The organism is Methylobacterium platani, from assembly GCF_001653715.1.
Classification (GTDB): domain Bacteria; phylum Pseudomonadota; class Alphaproteobacteria; order Rhizobiales; family Beijerinckiaceae; genus Methylobacterium; species Methylobacterium platani.
Map to the genome: position 1 here is coordinate 141126 of NZ_LWHQ01000009.1, position 18831 is coordinate 159956.

The 18831-nt window shown below is 74.2% G+C and carries 16 protein-coding genes; 12 read left to right on the top strand and 4 right to left on the bottom strand.

The features are described from left to right. Window positions 1–6: 6 nt before the first annotated feature. From cobN to cobJ, 5 genes are read left to right on the top strand one after another with little or no spacing between them, the layout of a single operon-like run. Window positions 7–3273, top strand: coding sequence for a cobaltochelatase subunit CobN (gene cobN, locus A5481_RS04640; RefSeq protein WP_048433152.1), 3267 nt, complete (start codon window positions 7–9; stop codon window positions 3271–3273). Then, window positions 3270–4634, top strand: coding sequence for a hypothetical protein (locus tag A5481_RS04645; protein WP_048433151.1), 1365 nt, complete (start codon window positions 3270–3272; stop codon window positions 4632–4634). The genes cobN and A5481_RS04645 overlap by 4 nt, the downstream gene beginning before the upstream one ends. Next, window positions 4631–5263: a precorrin-8X methylmutase gene (locus tag A5481_RS04650; RefSeq protein WP_048433150.1), complete on the top strand. Its 633-nt coding sequence runs from the start codon at window positions 4631–4633 to the stop codon at window positions 5261–5263. The genes A5481_RS04645 and A5481_RS04650 overlap by 4 nt, the downstream gene beginning before the upstream one ends. A 20-nt stretch (window positions 5264–5283) precedes the next feature. After that, on the top strand, window positions 5284–6075 hold the full coding sequence (locus tag A5481_RS04655) for a precorrin-2 C(20)-methyltransferase (protein WP_048433197.1): 792 nt from the start codon (window positions 5284–5286) through the stop codon (window positions 6073–6075). Continuing rightward, window positions 6072–6827 (top strand): precorrin-3B C(17)-methyltransferase, encoded by a 756-nt coding sequence (gene cobJ / locus A5481_RS04660; RefSeq protein WP_048433149.1) that lies wholly within the window; start codon window positions 6072–6074, stop codon window positions 6825–6827. The genes A5481_RS04655 and cobJ overlap by 4 nt, the downstream gene beginning before the upstream one ends. Here the strand turns inward: cobJ and A5481_RS04665 are convergent. Further along, a complete protein-coding gene (locus A5481_RS04665) occupies window positions 6800–7555 on the bottom strand; it encodes a cobalt-precorrin-6A reductase (RefSeq protein WP_082173030.1) in 756 nt (251 codons plus the stop codon). The two genes, cobJ and A5481_RS04665, sit on opposite strands and share 28 nt — an antisense overlap. On the opposite strand from A5481_RS04665, the gene A5481_RS04670 reads away from it, so the two are divergent. From A5481_RS04670 to cobM, 3 genes are read left to right on the top strand one after another with little or no spacing between them, the layout of a single operon-like run. Further along, window positions 7554–8810: a bifunctional cobalt-precorrin-7 (C(5))-methyltransferase/cobalt-precorrin-6B (C(15))-methyltransferase gene (locus A5481_RS04670; protein ID WP_048433195.1), complete on the top strand. Its 1257-nt coding sequence runs from the start codon at window positions 7554–7556 to the stop codon at window positions 8808–8810. The two genes, A5481_RS04665 and A5481_RS04670, sit on opposite strands and share 2 nt — an antisense overlap. Beyond that, complete coding sequence (locus A5481_RS04675) at window positions 8810–9310, top strand: cobalamin biosynthesis protein (RefSeq protein WP_082173029.1); 501 nt, start codon at window positions 8810–8812, stop codon at window positions 9308–9310. Before A5481_RS04670 ends, A5481_RS04675 begins: the two co-directional genes overlap by 1 nt. Next, window positions 9307–10071, top strand: coding sequence for a precorrin-4 C(11)-methyltransferase (gene cobM, locus A5481_RS04680; RefSeq protein ID WP_048433148.1), 765 nt, complete (start codon window positions 9307–9309; stop codon window positions 10069–10071). Before A5481_RS04675 ends, cobM begins: the two co-directional genes overlap by 4 nt. Window positions 10072–10132: 61 nt before the next feature. On the opposite strand, the gene A5481_RS04685 is transcribed toward cobM, so the two are convergent. Continuing rightward, window positions 10133–11236, bottom strand: coding sequence for a cobalt-precorrin-5B (C(1))-methyltransferase (locus tag A5481_RS04685; RefSeq protein ID WP_048433147.1), 1104 nt, complete (start codon window positions 11234–11236; stop codon window positions 10133–10135). Window positions 11237–11298: 62 nt separating this feature from the next. On the opposite strand from A5481_RS04685, the gene A5481_RS04690 reads away from it, so the two are divergent. Beyond that, window positions 11299–12624 (top strand): cobyrinic acid a,c-diamide synthase CobB, encoded by a 1326-nt coding sequence (locus tag A5481_RS04690; RefSeq protein WP_048433146.1) that lies wholly within the window; start codon window positions 11299–11301, stop codon window positions 12622–12624. A gap of 121 nt (window positions 12625–12745) precedes the next feature. Here the strand turns inward: A5481_RS04690 and A5481_RS04695 are convergent, their stop codons facing one another. Continuing rightward, complete coding sequence (locus tag A5481_RS04695) at window positions 12746–13162, bottom strand: helix-turn-helix domain-containing protein (RefSeq protein WP_048433145.1); 417 nt, start codon at window positions 13160–13162, stop codon at window positions 12746–12748. A gap of 433 nt (window positions 13163–13595) precedes the next feature. On the opposite strand from A5481_RS04695, the gene hmuQ reads away from it, so the two are divergent. Then, on the top strand, window positions 13596–13916 hold the full coding sequence (gene hmuQ / locus A5481_RS04700) for a heme-degrading protein HmuQ (RefSeq protein ID WP_048433144.1): 321 nt from the start codon (window positions 13596–13598) through the stop codon (window positions 13914–13916). A 62-nt stretch (window positions 13917–13978) separates the two neighbouring features. On the opposite strand, the gene A5481_RS04705 is transcribed toward hmuQ, so the two are convergent. Beyond that, entirely contained in the window at window positions 13979–15256 is a 1278-nt protein-coding gene (locus A5481_RS04705) for an MFS transporter (protein WP_082173028.1), read from the bottom strand. A gap of 280 nt (window positions 15257–15536) precedes the next feature. Between A5481_RS04705 and A5481_RS04710 the strand changes: the two genes are divergently transcribed. Together A5481_RS04710 and A5481_RS33260 are read left to right on the top strand one after the other, a co-directional pair. Beyond that, the gene (locus A5481_RS04710) at window positions 15537–17045 is read left to right on the top strand and encodes an exopolysaccharide biosynthesis polyprenyl glycosylphosphotransferase (protein WP_048433143.1); all 1509 of its coding nucleotides are present in this window, start codon (window positions 15537–15539) and stop codon (window positions 17043–17045) included. 404 nt (window positions 17046–17449) lie between these two features. Then, on the top strand, window positions 17450–18831 hold a 1382-nt coding region (locus A5481_RS33260; protein WP_197514138.1), incomplete at its 3' end, for a CARDB domain-containing protein.

The window sequence follows — 18831 nt, forward strand, 5'->3', positions numbered from 1 at the left end:
ACGCCGATGCACCTCCTGCGCATCGAGACGGTATCCCTCGACGAGGGCGAGGCGGCGGTCGATCTGGGCCAGGCGCCCGGCGACGTCGTCGCCCTGTCCTTCACCGATTCCGACCTCGCCGGCCTCGCGGGCGCGCAAGGGGCGCTGCCGGGCGACCGGCCGAGCCTGCGGCTCGCCAAGCTCGCGCAGCTGCGCCATCCGCTCTCGGTCGACCTCTACGCCGACGCGGTGATCGCCCGCGCCCGCTTCGTGCTGGTGCGCTGCCTCGGCGGGCTCGATTACTGGCGCTACGGGCTCGAGCGGCTGGCCGAGACCTGCCGGGCTCGACAGATCCCCCTCGCGGTGCTGCCGGGATGCGACCGGCCCGATCCGCGCCTCGACGCGGTCTCGACCGTGGCGCCGGAGCTGCTCGCCGTCCTCGACGGCTATTTCCGTGCCGGCGGGCCCGACAACCTGCGCCGGCTCCTGACCCGGATCGCCGCCGAGCTCGGCCGGCCGGTGGCGGTGGAGCCGCCCCGCGCCCTGCCCCGCGGCTTCGCCTGGTGCCCGGGCTGCGGCCCGCTCGCCGAGCTCGGCGCCGCCTCGCCCCTGCCCCGCGCCCTGGTGCTGGTCTACCGCTCGGCGGTCCTCGGCGGCGACACCGCGCCGGCGACCGCGCTCGCGGCTTCCCTGTGGGAGCGCGGCCTCAGCCCGACCGTCGTGGCGGTCGCGAGCCTGAAGGATCCGGAGGCGGTCGCCGTGCTGCGCGAGGCGGTCGCCGCGCATCGCCCCGCCGTCGTCGTCGCCGCCACCGCCTTCTCGGCCCGGGACGAGGCCGGCTTCGTCCTCGACGCCGCCGATTGCCCGGTGATCCAGGCCTTCACGGTCGGGTCGGGCCGCGAGGCCTGGGCGGCCTCGGCGCGGGGCCTCAACGCCGCCGACCTCGCCATGCAGGTGGCCCTGCCGGAATTCGACGGGCGGCTCTCGGGCTTCCCGATCTCCCACAAGGAGGAGGCGTCGGAGGTCGAGGGGTTCCGCGAGCGTCGCGCGGTGCCGGATTTCGCCGGGATCGCCGCGACCGCCGACCGGGCCGCCGCCTGGGCCCGCCTCGCCGCGACGCCGCGCGCGCAGCGCCGCCTCGCCCTCGTCCTGTCCGACTACCCGGCCCGCGGCGGCCGGGCCGGCTTCGCGGTCGGGCTCGACACCCCGGCGAGCACGGTCGCGATCCTCGATCTCCTGCGCCGCGAGGGCTACGGGGTCGCCGACATCCCGGCCCCCGACGCCCTGATGCGCCGTCTCACCGAGGGCGACGAGACCCTGGCGGTGCCGCTTCCCGCCTACGAGGCCTGGCGCGCCCGGCTGCCCGCGGCGGCCCGCGCGGCGCTCGTCGCCGAGTGGGGCGCGCCCGCCGACGACCCGGCCTGCCGCGACGGCGCCTTCCGGTTCCGGGCCGTGCGGGCGGGGTGCGTCCTGGTCGCGCTCCAGCCCGACCGCGGCCACAAGGGCGACCGCAAGGCCGGCTACCACGATCCCGACGCGGTCCCCTGCCACGCCGCCCTCGCCTTCCACCTCGCCCTGCGCGAGGCAAGCGACGCGATGATCCATCTCGGCACCCACGGCACCACCGAGTGGCTGCCCGGCAAGGCGGTGGCGCTCTCGCCCGCCTGCTGGCCAGCGCTGGCCGTCGGGGCGCTGCCGGTGATCTATCCGTTCATCGTCGACGATCCCGGCGAGGCCGCGCCGGCCAAGCGCCGCATCGGCGCGGTCACGATCGGGCACCTGCCGCCCGAGACCGCGGAAGCGGGCCTCGACCCCGACGCCGCGACCCTGCGCGAGCTGGTCGAGGAATATTCGGCCGCCACCGTGCTCGATCCGCGCCGGGCCGACCTCATCGCCCGCGGGATCCTGGAGCGCGCGGAGGATGCAGGCCTGCTCGCGGCGGCGGGGATCGACCGCGGCGTCGCGATGCCCGACGCGCTCGCCGCCCTCGACGCGCATCTGTGCGACCTCGCCGAGGTGACGATGCGCGACGGGCTGCACGTCTTCGGCGAGGCGCCCGCCGCCCATGCGGAGTGCGGCCCGGCGGAGCGCGCCGGGCTGCTCGCCGCCCTCGACGGCCGCTTCGTGCCTCCGGGACCCGCCGGCTCGCCGGCCCGCGGCCGGGCGGACGTGCTGCCGACCGGCCGCAACCTCGCCACCCTCGATCCGCGCGCCCTGCCGACCCGGGCCGCCGCGATGCTGGGCGAGAAGGCCGCCGCGGAAGTGGTGCGCCGCTACCTGCAGGACGAGGGCGAGTACCCTGCCCGCCTCGTCATGGACCTGTGGGCCTCGCCGACCCTGCGCACCGGCGGCGAGGACGTCGCCCAGGCCCTGGCGCTGATGGGCGTGCGCCCGACCTGGGACCACGCCTCGACCCGGGTGACCGGCTTCGAGGTGCTGCCTCTGGCCCTCCTCGACCGGCCGCGGATCGACGTGACGGTCCGGGCCTCCGGCGCCTTCCGCGACACCTTCCCGGAGACGCTCTCCCTCCTCGACCGGGCCGCCCGGGCGGTCGCGGGCCGCGAGGAGGAGGACGCCGACAACCCGCTGGCGGCGGCGCGCCGCCGCGGCGAGGCGCCGGCGCGGGTCTTCGGCGCGGCGCCGGGGCGCTACGGCGCCGGCACCGCCGCGCTCGCCCTCGACGGCGCCTGGAGCGGGCGCGGCGACCTCGCCCGGGCCTATCTCGACGCCACCGCCGAGGCGACCGGCGACGGGGATGCCGATTTCGCCGCCCGGGTCGCGGCGGCCGACGCCTATCTCCACGCCTTCGACGTCGCCGAGCGCGACCTCCTCGACGGCGATGCCGGCGCCGACGCGATGGGGGGCTTCTCCGCCGCCGCCGCATCGCTCGGCGCCGCGCCTCTCCTCTACAGCCTCGATACCAGCCGCCCCGAGGCGCCGCGTGCCCGCACCGCCCGCGAGGACGTCGCGCGCCTCGTGCGCGGCCGCCTCGCCCATCCGCGCTGGATCGCCGCGCAGCTCCGCCACGGCTGGCGCGGGGCGCAGGAACTGGCGCAGGGCCTCGACGCGGTGTTCGTGATGGCCGCCGCCACCGACGCGGTGGCGGATGCCGAGATCGACCGGCTCTACGACGCCTATCTCGGCGATCCCGCGGTGCTCGCGGCGATCGAGGCGGCCAATCCCGGCGTCGCGCGGGCGTTGCGCGACCGCTTCGCGGCGTTGCGCGACCGCGGCCTGTGGCGCAGCCGGCGCAACTCGCTCGCCGCCCTCGACTCCCGCGAGGCCGCGGAATGAGCCCCGTCACCCCGGCTCCCCGCCGCGGCTGGTGCCCGGGCCTCGCCCGGCCGATGCCGACCGGCGACGGGTTGCTGGTGCGCCTGCACCCGGTCGCCGGCCGGCTCACCGCCGATCAGGCGCGGGCCGCGGCACGGGCGGCGCGCGAGGGGGGCAACGGACACCTCGACGTGACGGCGCGGGGCAACCTGCAGATCCGCGGCGTGACGGCGGAGAGCCACGCCCGGGTGGTCGCGATCCTGGCCGATTCCGGCCTCGGCGACGTGCGCCAGGACGGCGGGCCGCAGCGGCTGACGCTGAGCGGGCCGCTCGCCGGGGCGGAGTGCCTGGCCGTCGTCGCGGCGGTCGAGGCGATCGGCCGCGAGGCGATCGGCCTGCCGGCCAAGGCCCTGGTGGCGGTGGAGGACGAGGCCGGCGGGCTCGGGCCGGTCGAGGCGGATCTGTGGGTGCGGGCGATACGCGCCTTCCCCTCCCCAGCCGATCTCGGGCTTGCCCGAAATCGGCTGGGGAGGGGAAGGCGCGCTGCCGTGATCCCGGAGAGCCCGGGACCGAACGGTGCAGAAATCCTGGAAGCTCGGGGAGAGCACACGTTTCCCCCGCTCCAGCTGGCCCTCGCGACCCCGTCCGGCCCGCTCTGGCTCGCGCCGATGACCGCCCCCGTCGCGCTCGCCGCCCTGCGCACTCTCCTGGACGGTCTCGCGACATCCGGCGCCCGCCGCATGCGCGCGCTCACGGACGCTCAGCGCGACGCCCTCCTGGCGGATTTTACCCCCGGCGAAGCACCTCCGGCAGCCACACCCCTCCCCACAGGCCTGCACGGCCGCACCCTCCTGGCCGATTTCCCGTTCGGCCGCTCCGACCCCGCCCTCCTCGACCGCCTCGCCGGCTGGAGCGAGACCCACGGCGACGGCCAGCTCTCGCTCACGCCGAGCCGCGGCATCGCGCTGACGAGCCGGGACGTATCCACGGCGCAAGCCCTTCGCGACGAGGCCCGGCGCGCCGGCCTGATCGTCGACCCCGCCGACCCGCGTCGCGCCGTCGCCGCCTGCCCCGGCGCCCCGGCCTGCGCCTCCGGCGGCACGCCGGCACAGGCCGACGCGGCCCGCCTCGCCGCCGCCTTCGCGCCCTTCGCGCGGGCCGGCGCCACCGCTCATCTCTCGGGCTGCCCGAAGGGCTGCGCCCATCCCGGCCCCGCCGCCCTCACGCTGGTCGGCCGCCCGGACGGCCGCTACGGGGTGGTGCAGCAGGGGCACGCCGGGACCGAGACCGACCTCGTCCTCACTTTCGGTGCCGTGCTGGAGCGGCTAGAGAGCACGCAAGTCCCCTCCGACGTGAGAGACGCATTCCGGGAGCCCGCATGAACCCGCGCCTCGACTACATCCGCGACGGCGCCGCCATCTACGCGCGCTCCTTCGCGATGATCCGCGCCGAATCCGACCTCGCGCGCTTCCAAGGCGCCGCCGAGCGGGTGGCGGTCCGGATGATCCACGCCTGCGGCATGACCGACCTGCCGGCCGATATCGACCTGTCGCCGGACTTCGCCGAGGCCGCCGAGGCCGCGCTGCGCCGCGGCGCCCCGATCCTGTGCGACGCCCGCATGGTCGCCGACGGGGTCACCCGGGCCCGGCTGCCGGCCGGCAACGAGGTGATCTGCACCCTCTCCGACCCGCGGGTGCCGGACCTGGCAAGGACCCTCGACACCACCCGCACCGCCGCCGCGATGGAATTGTGGCGCGACCGGCTCGCCGGGTCGGTCGTCGCCGTCGGCAACGCCCCGACCGCCCTGTTCCGCCTGCTCGAGATGCTGGACGAGGGCGTGCCGCCGCCCGCCGCGGTGATCGGCATCCCTGTCGGGTTCGTGGGAGCCGCCGAATCGAAGGATGCGCTCGCCGCGGACGGGCGGGTGCCGTTCCTGGTGGTGCGCGGCCGGCGCGGCGGCAGCGCCATGGCGGCGGCCGCCGTCAACGCGCTCGCCAACGAGGTCGAGTGATGGACGGCACGTCCGAGTTCATGAGGCCGGAGCCGGCCGGGATCCCGTCCGCCCCCAAGCCTGCGGCTTCCGCCGAGAAGCCGGCGGTGACCGGCACGCTCTACGGCGTCGGCATGGGGCCGGGCGATCCGGACTACCTCACCGTGCGGGCGGTGCGGGTGCTGGAGCGCGCCCATCACCTCGTGCATTTCTGCAAGGCCGGCAAGCGCGGCAATGCCCGCACCATCGCCGACGCGGTGGTGCAGGACGCGGCCCGCGAATGGCCGCTGCCCTATCCCTACACCACCGAGCTGCACCCCGAGGATCCCGCCTACGTCGCGGCGCTCGCCGGCTTCTACGACGAGGCGGCGGAGCGCCTGGCGGCGGTGCTCGAGGCCGGGCGCGACGTCGCGATCCTGTCGGAGGGCGATCCGTTCTTCTACGGCTCGTTCATGCATCTGTGGCGCCGGCTGAAGGACCGCTTCCCGGTCGAGGTGGTGCCGGGGGTGACCGGCATGTCGGGCTGCTGGACGCGCGCCGGCACCCCGATCACCTGGGGCGACGACGTGCTCACCGTGCTCCCCGCCACCCTGCCCCACGCCACCCTGGTGGAGCGCCTGGCCCGGACCGACGCGGCCGTGGTGATGAAGCTCGGCCGCCACCTGCCGAAGGTGCGCGCGGCGCTGACCGAGGCCGGGCTGATCGGGCGCGCCGTCTACGTCGAACGCGGCACCATGGCGGGCGAGACCGTGACGCCCTTGTCGGAGAAGCCGGACGACAGCGCGCCGTACTTCTCGATGGTGCTGGTGCCGGGCGAGGGCCGCCGTCCGTGACCGGGTCCGTCACGGTGATCGGCCTCGGGCCGGGCGATCCGCGCTACCTCACGCCGGCCGCCGGCGCCGCCCTCGACGCGGCGCAGGACCTGATCGGCTACTTTCCCTACGTCGCCCGGGTGCCGGAGCGGCCGGGCCTGACGCGGCACGCCTCGGACAACCGGGTCGAGGTCGACCGCGCCCGCCACGCCCTCGAACTCGCCGCCGCCGGCCGCCGGGTCGCGGTGGTGTCGGGGGGCGATCCGGGCGTCTTCGCCATGGCGGCGGCGGTCTTCGAGGCGCTCGAGGCCGGCGATCCGGCCTGGCGGGCGCTCGAGATCGCGGTCGAGCCCGGCATCACCGCGATGCTGGCGGCGGCGGCGCGCGTCGGCGCCCCGCTCGGCGGCGATTTCTGCGCCATCTCCCTGTCCGACAACCTGAAGCCGTGGGATGTCATCACCGCCCGGCTCGGCGCGGTGCTGGCCGCCGACCTCGTCGTCGCGCTCTACAACCCGATCTCGCGGGCCCGCCCCTGGCAGCTCGGAGCCGCGCTCGCCCTCGCCTCCGAGCACCGGGCGCCGGAAACGCCGGTGATCCTCGCCCGCGCCGTCGGCCGGCCGGACGAGGCGATCCGCGTGCTGCCGCTCGCCGAGGCGCGCGAGGCGGAGGCCGACATGGCGACCCTGGTGATGATCGGGGCGAGCGCCACCCGGCTGATCCCGCGCGAGGGCGGGATGCCCTTCGTCTACACCCCGCGCTCGGTTGCCCGATGAGCGTCGAGCCAGGCCAGGGCGGCGCCCGCATCGGCCACCCGCGCCACCTCCGGCAGGACGGGCTGGCGCACGATCACCACCGGCAGGCGCAGGCGCCGCGCCGCCGCGATCTTGCCGTAGGTCGCGCGCCCGCCGGAATTCTTGGTCGCCAGGATCGCGACGCCGTGGCGGCGCATCAGCGCCTCCTCGTCGTCGGCGCCGAACGGCCCGCGCGCCTCGATCGCCGTCACGTCGAGGCCCGGCAGCGCGTCGCCGACCGGCTCGATGGTGCGCACGAGGTAGCGGTGCTGGGGTGCCGCCGCGAAGGCGGCGAGTTCGAGCCGGCCGACGGTCAGGAACACCCGGCGCGGCGCGGCGCCGAGAGCGGCCACGGCCTCGGCGACGGAATCGACCTCGCGCCAGTCGTCGCCGGGCTCGCGGGTCCAGGCCGGGCGCCGGATCGCCAGCAGCGGTACGCCGGTCGCGGCGCTCGCCGCCGCGGCGTTGCGGGAGATGACCCGGGCGAAGGGGTGGGTCGCATCGATCAGGGCCCCGATCCCGTGCTCGCGCAGGAAGGCGGCGAGACCGTCGGCGCCGCCGAAGCCGCCGGTGCGGGTGCGCGCCGGCAGGGCGAGCGGCGTCGCGGTGCGCCCGGCGAGCGACAAGGTGACGTCGTAGTCGGGGCGGGCGGCGAGCAGGCGGACGAGGCCCGCCGCCTCGGTGGTGCCGCCCAGGATGAGGATGCGCATGACCGCCTTCTCGCCTGAGGCTCCGGCGGTGTCGAGCGCCGCCCCCTTCCCGGGCCCTTGGCTGTCCATCGTCGGCATCGGCGAGGACGGGCGGGCCGGGCTGTCGCCCGCCGCCGCGGCCGCCCTCGACGGCGCCGGGCTGGTGATCGGCGGGCGCCGCCACCTCGACCTCGCCGCGCCGCTCGCCGCGGCGACACTGGCCTGGCCGAGCCCGCTCTCGGACGCCTATCCGGCGATCCTCGCCCGGCGCGGGCAGCCGACCTGCGTGCTCGCCACCGGCGATCCGTTCCATTACGGCGTCGGCGCCGAGCTCGCCCGGCTGGTGCCGGCGGGCGAGATCCTGGCCTATCCGCAGGCCTCCGCCTTCAGCCTCGCGGCGGCCCGCCTCGGCTGGCCCCTCGCCGAGGTCGCGTGCCTGACCCTGCACGGGCGGGCGCTGGAGCGGGTGATCCCGCATCTGCAGCCCGGCGCCCGGCTCCTCGCCCTATCCTGGGACGGGTCGACGCCCGGCAAGCTCGCCGCGCTCCTGACCGGGCGCGGCTTCCCGCGCTCGCGCCTGACCGTCCTCGAGGCGATGGGCGGCCCGCGCGAGCGCCGCCGCACCGGCCTCGCGGCGGAGTTTTCGGAGCACGGGATCGACCCGCTCAACACGATCGCGGTCGAGGTGGCGGCGGAAGCGGACGCGCGGGTGATCCCGCTGACGCCGGGCCTCGACGATGCCTGGTTCGAGAATGACGGCCAGCTCACCAAGGCCGAGATCCGTGCCGTCACCCTGGCGGCCCTGCGCCCCCGCGCCGGCCAGCGCCTGTGGGATGTCGGCGCCGGCTCGGGCTCGGTCGGCATCGAGTGGTCCTTGCGCCATCCGGCCAACCGCGCGGTCGCGATCGAGGCCCGGGAGGAGCGCGCCGCCCGCATCCGCCGCAACGCCGCGCATCTCGGCGTGCCCGACCTCCAGGTCGTGGTCGGCCGCGCACCGGAGAGCCTCGCCGGGCTGCCGGCGCCGGACGCGGCCTTCATCGGCGGCGGCGTCTTCGATCCGGCCCTGGTCGCGGCGGTGCTGGGCGCGCTGCCCAGCGGCGGCCGCCTCGTCGCCAACGCGGTGACGCTCGAGAGCGAGGCCTTGCTGCTACGCCTTCGCGCCGAGCGGGGCGGGACCCTGCGGCGCCTGTCGGTCGCCCGGGCCGAGCCGGTCGGTCCCCTCACCGGCTGGCGCACCGCGATGCCGGTGACGCAATGGGCGCTGACGAAGCCGTGATGCATCCTCTCCTCCAGGCCGGAATCCAGGCACGGGCGCCGGGCGCACCCCCACCGCCCGCCATCCTGCACGGGACCGGCCGCGCGACCGACACCGGGGCGCCCCGCGCCGTCGTCGCCGGCATCGGCTTCCGCCACGCGACCCTGCCCGGGGAGATCGTGTCCCTGGTGGCCGATGGCCTGCGGCAGGCCGGCCTCGCGGGCGCGCGCCTCGTCGCGCTCGCCACCGCCGAGGACCGCGCGGACGACCCGGCGATCCGCGAGGCCGCCGGGACCCTGGGCGTGCCGCTCGTCGCCGTCGGGGTCGAGGCCCTGCGCGAGGCCGGCCGCCGGGTCGTCACCCGGTCCGTCCGGATCGAGGCCCTGCGCGGCGTCGGCTCGCTCGCCGAGGCGGCGGCGCTCGCGGCGGCCGGACCCGATGCCCGCCTCGTCCTGCCCCGCATCGCCTCGGCGGGCGCGACCTGCGCGCTCGCCGCCAGCGGAGACGCCCTGCCGTCATGATCCACTTCATCGGCGCCGGCCCCGGCGCGGCCGACCTCATCACCGTGCGCGGCCGCGATCTCGTCGCCCGCTGCCCGGTCTGCCTGCACGCCGGCTCGCTCGTCGCGCCCGAGATCCTGTCCTGGTGCCCGGCCGACGCCCGGATCGTCGACACCGCGCCGCTCTCCCTCGACGCGATCGTCGCCCTGATGGCGGAGGCGCACGCCGCCGGCCACGAGGTGGCGCGGCTGCATTCGGGCGATCTGTCGATCTGGAGCGCGGTGGCCGAGCAGACCCGCCGCCTCGACCGCCTCGGCATTCCCTACGACCTCACCCCGGGCGTGCCCTCCTTCGCGGCCGCCGCCGCCGTGCTCGGCCGCGAGCTGACGGTGCCGGAGGTGGCGCAATCGGTGGTGCTGACCCGCACCACCGGCCGCGCCTCGGCGATGCCCGGGACCGAGCGCCTCGCCGCCTTCGCGGCGACCCGGGCGACGCTCGCCATCCACCTGTCGATCCACGTCATCGACACCGTGGTGGCGGATCTGATCCCGCATTACGGCCGGGACTGCCCGGCTGCGGTGGTCTTCCGCGCCACCTGGCCGGACGAGCGGGTGCTGCGCGGGACCCTCGCCGACCTGTCGGCGCAGGTCGCGGCGGCTGGGCTGGAGCGCACGGCGCTGATCCTGGTCGGGCCGGCGCTCGGGGCGACGGAGTTCCGCGAGAGCGCGCTGTACGCAGCGGATTACGACCGGCGGTTCAGGCCGGGGAGCGGCATGGCCTGAGCCGGTCGCGGATCCGGGTCGAGGAATGCCCGGCATGTTCCGTCGTCGCGCAGCCCAGCCCTCACCCCACCGGATGGAACGGCGCCCGCCCGACCAGCCCGCCCTCCCGGTCGAACACCACCACCTCGAGCGAGCTCCCCGAGCCCGACAAGGCCTTCGCCGCCGTCGCCCAGGCGTAGCGGGCGACGAGGTCGGCAAGCGCCAGGTCGCTCGCTTGCGCCAGCCGCAGCACCTCGAGGGCGGTGTTGGCCGCCGCGGCCTGCCGGGCGAGGCCGGGGGCGCCGCCGGCCTCCACGACGCGCTCCGACAGCCAGGCGAGGTCGACCGGCCCCGAGCGCGAATGCAGGTCGAGGAGGCCGTGGCCGAGCTTCGCCATCTTGGCGATGCCGCCCGCCACGGTGACTCTCGGCACCGGGTGGCGGCGCAGGTATTTCAGCATCCCGCCGGCGAAGTCGCCCATGTCGATCAGGGCCTGGGGCGGCAGGCCGTAGAGGCGCGCCACCGCCTCCTCCGAGATCGAGCCGGTGGCGCCCGCGACGTGGTCGAGGGCGCCGGCGCGCGCCACGTCGATGCCGCGATGGATGCTGTCGATCCAGGCGGCGCAGGAATACGGCACCACCACCCCGGTCGTGCCGAGCACCGACAGGCCGCCGAGGATGCCGAGCCGCGGGTTGAGCGTCTTCTGCGCCAGCGCCTCGCCGCCCGGGATCGCGATCTCGACGACGACGTCCGGGGGGCCGCCGAGGCCGGCGGCCGCCTCGGCGATCGCCGCCGCGATCATGCGCCGCGGCATCGGGTTGATCGCCGGCTCGCCGACGGGCAGCGGCAGCCCGGCCCGGGTGATGGTGCCGACGCCGGGCCCGGCCCGGAACGTCACGCCGGAGCCCGGTGCCCCGCGCCGCAGGGTCGCCAGGACGAGGACGCCGTGGGTCACGTCGGGATCGTCGCCGGCATCCTTCACCACCCCGGCGACCGCCCCGTCCTCGATCCGTCCGCTGCGCGCCAGGGCGAAGGCCGGGCGGGCGCCGCTCGGCAACGGGATCTCGACCGGATCCGGGAAGGCTCCGGTGACGAGGCCGGCATAGGCTGCCTTGGCGGCGGCCGCCGCGCAGGCGCCGGTGGTCCAGCCGCGGCGCAGGGTCTCCCGTGGTCGTGTCGCATCCATGCGGCGTGGTATCACCCCGCGCCGGCGCGGTGAATGCGCCCGCGCGAACAGATGGAACCTCCGTGACCGCCCCTCCCGCCCGCGGCCTCCTCGTCGCCGCCGCCCGCTCCGGCTCCGGCAAGACCACCGTGACCCTCGCGCTGCTGCGGGCCCTGCGCCGCCGGGGGCTGGCGGTCGCCGGGGCGAAATGCGGGCCGGACTACATCGATCCGGCCTTCCACGCCGCCGCGACCGGGCGGCCGAGCTACAACCTCGACAGTTTCGCCATGGACGGCGCGCTCCTCGACGCGGTGGCGGGCCGGGCCGGGGCGGAGGCCGAGCTGCTCGTCGCCGAGGGCTCGATGGGCCTGTTCGACGGCGTCGTCGCCGAGGAAGGCCGCAGCGGCGCCAACGCCGACGTCGCCGCCCGCTACGGCTGGCCGGTGGTGCTGGTGCTCGACGTCTCGGGGGCGGCGCAATCGGCCGCCGCGACGGCGCTCGGGGTCAGGGCCTACGACCCGCGCCTGACGCTGGCCGGCGTGATCCTCAACAAGGTCGCGAGCCCGCGCCACCGCCGGCTCGTCGAGGACGGCCTGTCGCGGATCGGCATCCGGGTCCTCGGCGCGGTGCCGCGGGAGGCCGCGCTGGTGCTGCCGGAGCGGCATCTCGGGCTGATCCAGGCCGGCGAGACCGCCGACCTCGAATCCCGCCTCGACCGGCTGGCGGATCTGGCGGAGGCCTCGATCGACCTCGACGCCGTCGCGGCGGCAGCCGGCGGCCGGGTTCCGGAGCCGGCGCCGGGAAAGCTCCCGCCGCCGCCCGGCCGGCGCCTCGCGGTGGCGCGCGACGCGGCGTTCTCGTTCGTCTACCCGCACCTGGAGGCCGGCTGGCGGGCGGCGGGGGCCGAGATCGTGCCGTTCTCGCCGCTCGCCGACGAGGCGCCGCCGGCGGAGTGCGACGCCTGCTGGCTGCCCGGCGGCTATCCGGAGCTGCATGCCGGGCGGATCGCCGCCTCGTCGCGCTTCCTCGGCGGCCTCGGGGCCTTCGCCGGGACGAGGCCGGTCCACGGCGAGTGCGGCGGCTACATGGTGCTGGGCGAGAGCCTGGAGGATGCCGACGGCACGACCCACCGCATGGCCGGCCTGCTGCCGGTCGCGACCTCCTACGCCCGGCGCCGGCTGCATCTCGGCTACCGCATCGCGATGCTCGTCGGCGCGGGCGCCCTCGGCCCGTCCGGGCAGGCGCTCGTCGGCCACGAGTTCCACTATGCCAGCGAGCTGACGCCGCCGCCCGGTGCCGACGAGGCCCTGGCCGAGGTGACGGATGCGGAGGGGCGTCCGCTCGGGCTCGCGGGCCATCGGCGCGGCCGGGTCAGCGGCAGCTTCTTCCACCTCGTCGGGCTGCGTTAGGGCGCCGCCCGATCGTTCCGCGATCGGGCGGCGCTCCACGCCCGCGATATCGGCGCATCGTCCGGCGGCGAACCGGCATCCCGGTCGCCGGGCGACGCGCAGGAGCCGGCCCGGACGGCGCCTATTCCGCGGCGGCGGCGTCGTCGCCGCTCACGGCGGCGGCCTGGCGCCCGAGGCGGGCGGCGGAGCGCACGATCGCCAGCACCTCGCGGCGCAACTGCTCGTCCTCGATCTGCACGTAGGCGCGCAGGAGCTCGATCGCGCCCTGGGCGCTCAGGAAGCCGAAGACGTTGTCGTCGCCGCTCTCGCCGCCGGCCTGGTCCTCGAAGAAGGCCGAGACCGGCACCTCGAGCAGCCGGGCGATCTCGCGCAGGCGGCCGGCGCCGACGCGATTCTGGCCCTTCTCGTACTTCTGCACCTGCTGGAAGGTCACGCCGACGGCGTTGCCGAGGGCGGTCTGGCTCAGGCCCTTGGCCTTGCGCAGGGCCGTGATGCGGACTCCGACGAGCCGGTCGACCTCAGTGGTTTGCTTGGGCATCGGTCCTCAACGTCTTGAATCTGGCTGTCGGAAGCCCCTCCCCGATCCCGGAGGGCCGCCGTCCCGCGTCGTTCATGCCCGCGCGGGCCGGTTCACGGCCTCGCGGATGTTCTGTTGGCCGAGCCCACGGCGAAGACGCCTCGCCACCGGCCCGCTCGTCCTGCCCGCCCTTTCCCGCCGGGCGGTCCCGATCCGCGCCGCCTGCTGCCAGGCTGACGGTGCGGATGCGGGTCTGACATGCAACCCAACTCACGTCTACACGCTCCGAGCGAATTCCCCAAGGGAACAAAGGTGAAAAAAATACTGAGTTGCACAGCCCGGTCGGGCCGCCCCCGGCGGTGGCCTAGGCCGACCGGCCGGGTCACCTTGTCGAGAGCCGGGCAGGTCCCATCTCACCGGCCTAGGCCCCCACCCGCCGAGAAGGACGTCCGGCATGTTCATCGCCATGAACCGGTTCAAGGTCTACAAGGACGCGACGCAGGACTTCGAGCAGGTCTGGCTCGGCCGCGACAGCCACCTGGGGGAGATGCCGGGCTTCGTCGAGTTCCACCTGCTGCGCGGGCCCGAATACGACGACCACGTCCTCTACGCCTCGCACACGATCTGGTCGTCGAAGGCGGATTTCGAGGCCTGGACCCGCTCCGAGCAGTTCCGCAAGGCGCATAGCCGCGCTCCCGGCACCAGGCCGCTCTATCTCGGCCACCCGCAATTCGAGGGATTCGAGACGATCCAGACCGTGGCCAGGGAGGGCTGAGGACGAGGGACCGCGAGGCCGCGGGGGCGGCCGTCCCCCCCCCGCGCGGCCTCGGCGGCGCGTCAGGCCGCCCGGGGCGATTCGAGCCGCGGCAGGAACGCCGCCAGCAGGCCCACCGCCGGCAAGAAGGCGCAAACGCCGTAGACGAACTCGATGCTGGTGCGGTCGGCGAGCTCTCCCAGCACCGCGGCGCCGAGGCCTCCCATCCCGAAGGCGAAGCCGAAGAACAGGCCGCCGACCAGCCCGACCCGCCCGGGCAGGAGCTCCTGGGCGTAGACCAGGATCGCCGGCATCGCCGAGGCCAGGATCATGCCGATCGGCACGGTCATCACCACGGTCCAGAACAGGTTCATGTGCGGCAGCGCCAGGGTGAAGGGCAGCACCCCGAGGATCGAGCCCCAGATCACCACCTTGCGGCCGAAGCGGTCGCCGATCGGCCCGCCCGCCACCGTGCCGGCCGCGACCGCACCCAGGAACACGAACAGGTAGAGCTGCGATTCCTGCACCGACACGCCGAAGCGGTGGATCAGGTAGAACGTGAAGTACGAGCTCAGGCTCGCCATGTAGAAATACTTGGAGAAGATCAGCACCAGCAGCACCGCGATGGTGGCGACCACCTTGGACCGCGGCAGGGCACGGCCGGCCGCGCCCCCTTTCTTCGCCCGCCCGGCTCCCGCCGCCAGGCGGTCGCGGTACCAGCGGCCGACGAGGCTCAGCACCACGAACCCGGCGAGCGCCGCGAGCGCGAACAGCCCGACGCTGCCCTGGCCGAGCGGCACCACGATGAAGGCGGCCAGCAGCGGCCCGAGCGCCGTGCCGGCATTGCCGCCGACCTGGAACACCGACTGCGCCAGGCCGTAGCGCCCGCCGGAGGCGAGACGGGCGACCCGCGAGGCCTCCGGGTGGAAGATCGCCGAACCGAGGCCGACGAGGCAGGCCGCCATGACCAGCAGGGCGTACGAGCCGGCATGCGACAACAGCAGCAGGCCGCACAGCGACAGCAGCATGCCGGTGGCGAGCGAGAACGGCAGCGGCCGCTTGTCGGTGAACAGGCCGACCACCGGCTGGAGCAGCGAGGCGGTGAGCTGGAAGGCCAGGGTGAGGAACCCGATCTGGCCAAAATCGAGGGCGTAGGCCTGCTTCAGGAGCGGGTAGATCGCCGGCAGCAGCGACTGCATCATGTCGTTGAGAAGGTGCGACAGGCTCAGGCCGCCGAGCACCAGCGCCGCCGGACCCGCCGCCGGCACGCCCGCCGCCGGTCCGGTCCGGGACGGCCGGATCACCGGCGCCCCGGTCGACGCTTCGACGGCCACCCCGCCCTCGCTCGCACGCGCATCCATCGCTCTGGCGCTCCCCCTGGCGGCCGTCTCGCCGGCCCGCCTCCCGCCGCGCCGCCTGTCTGCTGCCAGGGGTTCGACGAGTCTTTCATATCCACATGTCCCATACACCCGCCGTCCGGTTCCGTCCCCTCGCCCGCCGCAAGGCTGGGATGCCGCCGGTCCCGGGCTTGCTGCGTGACCGGCAACCAGCCGGTGGCGGCCCGGGGCCCGTGCGGAAACGGCACGTTCCCCGTCCGGTCCGTTCCACCTCGGCACAGATGCGGTCACGGGTCATCTCGCCATGCGACACGAACGGTTCTCGGGGGACGACGGCGCCAACCTCGCCGCGGCCGAGGCGCGCGCGGTCTGGAACGCGCTGCTGCCGCGCCGCGGCCGCGCAGCCCTGCGGGTGACCATCGCCGGCGGGGCGGCCTTCGCCGAGCTGGCCGCCGTGGCGCTGACCGGGCTCGCCTGCGAGATGGCCTATCATCTCGTCTCCTACGAGCGGCAGCCGGAGCTCGGGCCCTCCCTGGCGGTCGGGCTGTTCCTCGGCCTGTTCGTGGTGCTGCCGAACGTCGCGCGCGGCGAGTACAGCATCGAGAACTACCTCGCCCGTGCCCCCCACCTGCGCCGGATGACGAGCCTGTGGCTCGCCGCCTGGGCGGTGGTGCTGGTCCTCGGCTTCCTCAGCAAGACCACCGGCGAGCATTCCCGCGCCGCGGCGCTGGCGACCTTCCTCACCGGCCTGCCGGTCCTCGTCGCCACCCGCCTCCTCACGGTGACGCTGGTGCGCCGGCTGATCACGCCGCGCTCCGACTCGGCCCGCCGCATCCACCTGATCGGCTACGAGGACGACGTGGCGAGCTTCTACGCCACCCACGACACCGCGGCGCTCGGCCTGCGGGTGATCGGCGTCAGCACCCTGCGCGACGCCCCTCAGAGCCCCCTGCCCGGCGGCGAACCGGAGGCGCGCCGGGCCCAGCTCGCCGAGGACCTGGACCTCAGCGTGTCGGTGGTGCGCTTCCTGCGCCCCGACGACGTGTTCGTGCTGGTGCCCTGGGCCGAGGTCGAGGACCTGGAGGCCTGCGTCGACGCCTTCCTGCGGGTGCCGGTCGCCCTGCACCTGCGTCCCGGCCGGGTGATGGACCGGTTCAGCGACGTGCGGGTCGGCCGGGTCGGCCTGCTCACCGGGATCAATGTCGGCCGCGCGCCGCTGAGCCCGCTCGAGATCGCCGCCAAGCGCACCTTCGACGTGGTGATGGCCTCGCTCGCGCTGGTGGCGCTGTCGCCGCTGCTCGTCCTGATCGCCGCCCTGATCCGCCTCGACAGCCGCGGCCCGAGCCTGTTTCGCCAGAAGCGCTACGGCTTCAACCAGGAGGCGTTCTGGGTGTTCAAGTTCCGCAGCATGCGCACCGAGGCCGGCGCCGCCTTCCGCCAGGCGACGCGGGACGACGACCGCATCACCCGCATCGGCCGGATCCTGCGCCGCACCAACCTCGACGAGCTGCCCCAGCTCCTCAACGTGATCCTGGGCGACATGTCCCTCGTCGGCCCGCGCCCGCACGCCGTCGCCCACGACCGCAGCTTCGAGCGCCGCATCGCCCTCTACGCCCGCCGCCTCAACGTGCGGCCGGGCATCACCGGCTGGGCGCAGGTGAACGGCTTGCGGGGCGAGACCCTGACCGATGCCGACATGCAGCGCCGGGTCGAGCACGACCTGTTCTACATCGACAACTGGTCGCTGTGGTTCGACCTGCGCATCCTGGTGATGACGGTGGTGGCCAGGAGCGCGTTCAGGAATGCGTATTGACGGGCGGCCTCCGAAGGGGGCTGCCCGGTGTCCCGCATCGGCGGCCGCGTCGGGGATGCGCGATGCGGCCGACCCGGGGGCGGCATCGTAAAGCGAGTGCCTGTGGGTCGTGGATCGCCGCGGAGTGAATGCCGATGATCGGCACGTCGCGGTCTGTGCGACGATGATCCGCGAGGGTCTACGCCATCTTCGGCAGACTTAACAATGGGCTTGATTATTTCTACGATATTTCGCCAGCTCGAGGCGGTGCGTGGGAATCGACAAATCTTCGGATTACAAAGCAATAACGTTAGAATTTGCGAACTCAAGTAAGATATGGACTCCGATGTTAAATCCATATAATTTGCTGCTCGGTTTCCGGCGCAGTGTAGGCACAGTCGTGCGCAGTCGACCGTCGGATTGCAATGGGGACGATCATGGGTATATCTTCAAGCGTTTTTTCAAATTACACGGACGTGACTAGCGATACGTCGAAGTCTAATATTCCGGTCATCAGCGCCGACGGTGGATATATTACCGGACATATACAATATTCCGGAACTGATACCGTTGATTATTTCGCCGTCGATATTCTCGGCGGCAGTCACGATTCCGGCCGAGGCTCGATCGGCAATACAGGCAAGCTTAATTTTACTTACAGCCTGAGCGGCCCTGGCGAGCTGTTCTTCCAATATGATGTGTTCTCGTATTCCGAATTGGCCAATCCCGGTACCCTCCTGTTCGGAGGAACGCGCACTCTCAAAGGCAACGGCACGGAACCCCTCTCGTCGACGTCTTGGACTTATCAGAAAAAGACTGATCCTGTCCTGGTGTTCAAGATCTCGTCCGATGAATTCGACCGATTCACCGGAGGGTACTCGATCGCCATGAGGAACGACACCAGCACGAACGGGAGTACAGGCAGCACCGGAGGCGGCACAACGGGGGGAGGCAACGGTACCCCGGTGCCGGACGTCGTCATCGGTAACGGCGGCGGCGGCACCTCGTCGGGCAACACGACGTCGGGGACGGCCGATCTGTCGATCAAGGTGTCGGCCTTCGGATCCGCAGCCAGCTTCGGCGAGGTTCCTGTCGGAGGAAATTTCTATATTGACGCCAAGGGCAGCAACTCGGGCACCAGCACGGTCACCTACAACTGGGGATACTACCTGTCGACCGATCCGGTGATCGACACGTCGGATATTCTCCTGCAGGCGTCCGGCACCGTGTTCGATCACAAGGGCGGCACCACCCGGGACCTTTCCGGAACGACCTCGATTCCCCTGTACGTGAAGCCGGGCAAATACTACGTCGGATCTTTCATCGACGACTCCCGGAGGGTCGCAGAGACCAACGAGAACAACAACGCCTCCAACAGCATCCCGATCACCGTGGTCGCGGCATCGACGTCCGGGCAGCCGACGGGGACGGGTTCCACGACTCCGAGCATTCCTGGAACGGGCGGCGGCTCAGGCACCTCCCCCACCACCGGCACCTCCCCCACCACCGGGACGTCACCTGACACCGGCACCTCCCCGAACACCGGGACGTCCGGCCTGTCCTTCTCGCCTGCTCAGCTCAAGCTGCAGAACTTCGGCGCCGGCGCCGCCGGTGGCGGCTGGGCCAGCGACGACAGGTACCCGCGCGAACTGGCGGACGTGAACCGCGACGGTCGTGCCGACATCGTCGGCTTCGGCGAGGCCGGCGTCTACGTCGCCCTGGCCGACGGCAGCGGCGGCTTCGGTCAGGCCCAGCTCAAGCTGCAGAACTTCGGCGCCGGGGCGGAGGCCGGCGGCTGGGCCAGCGA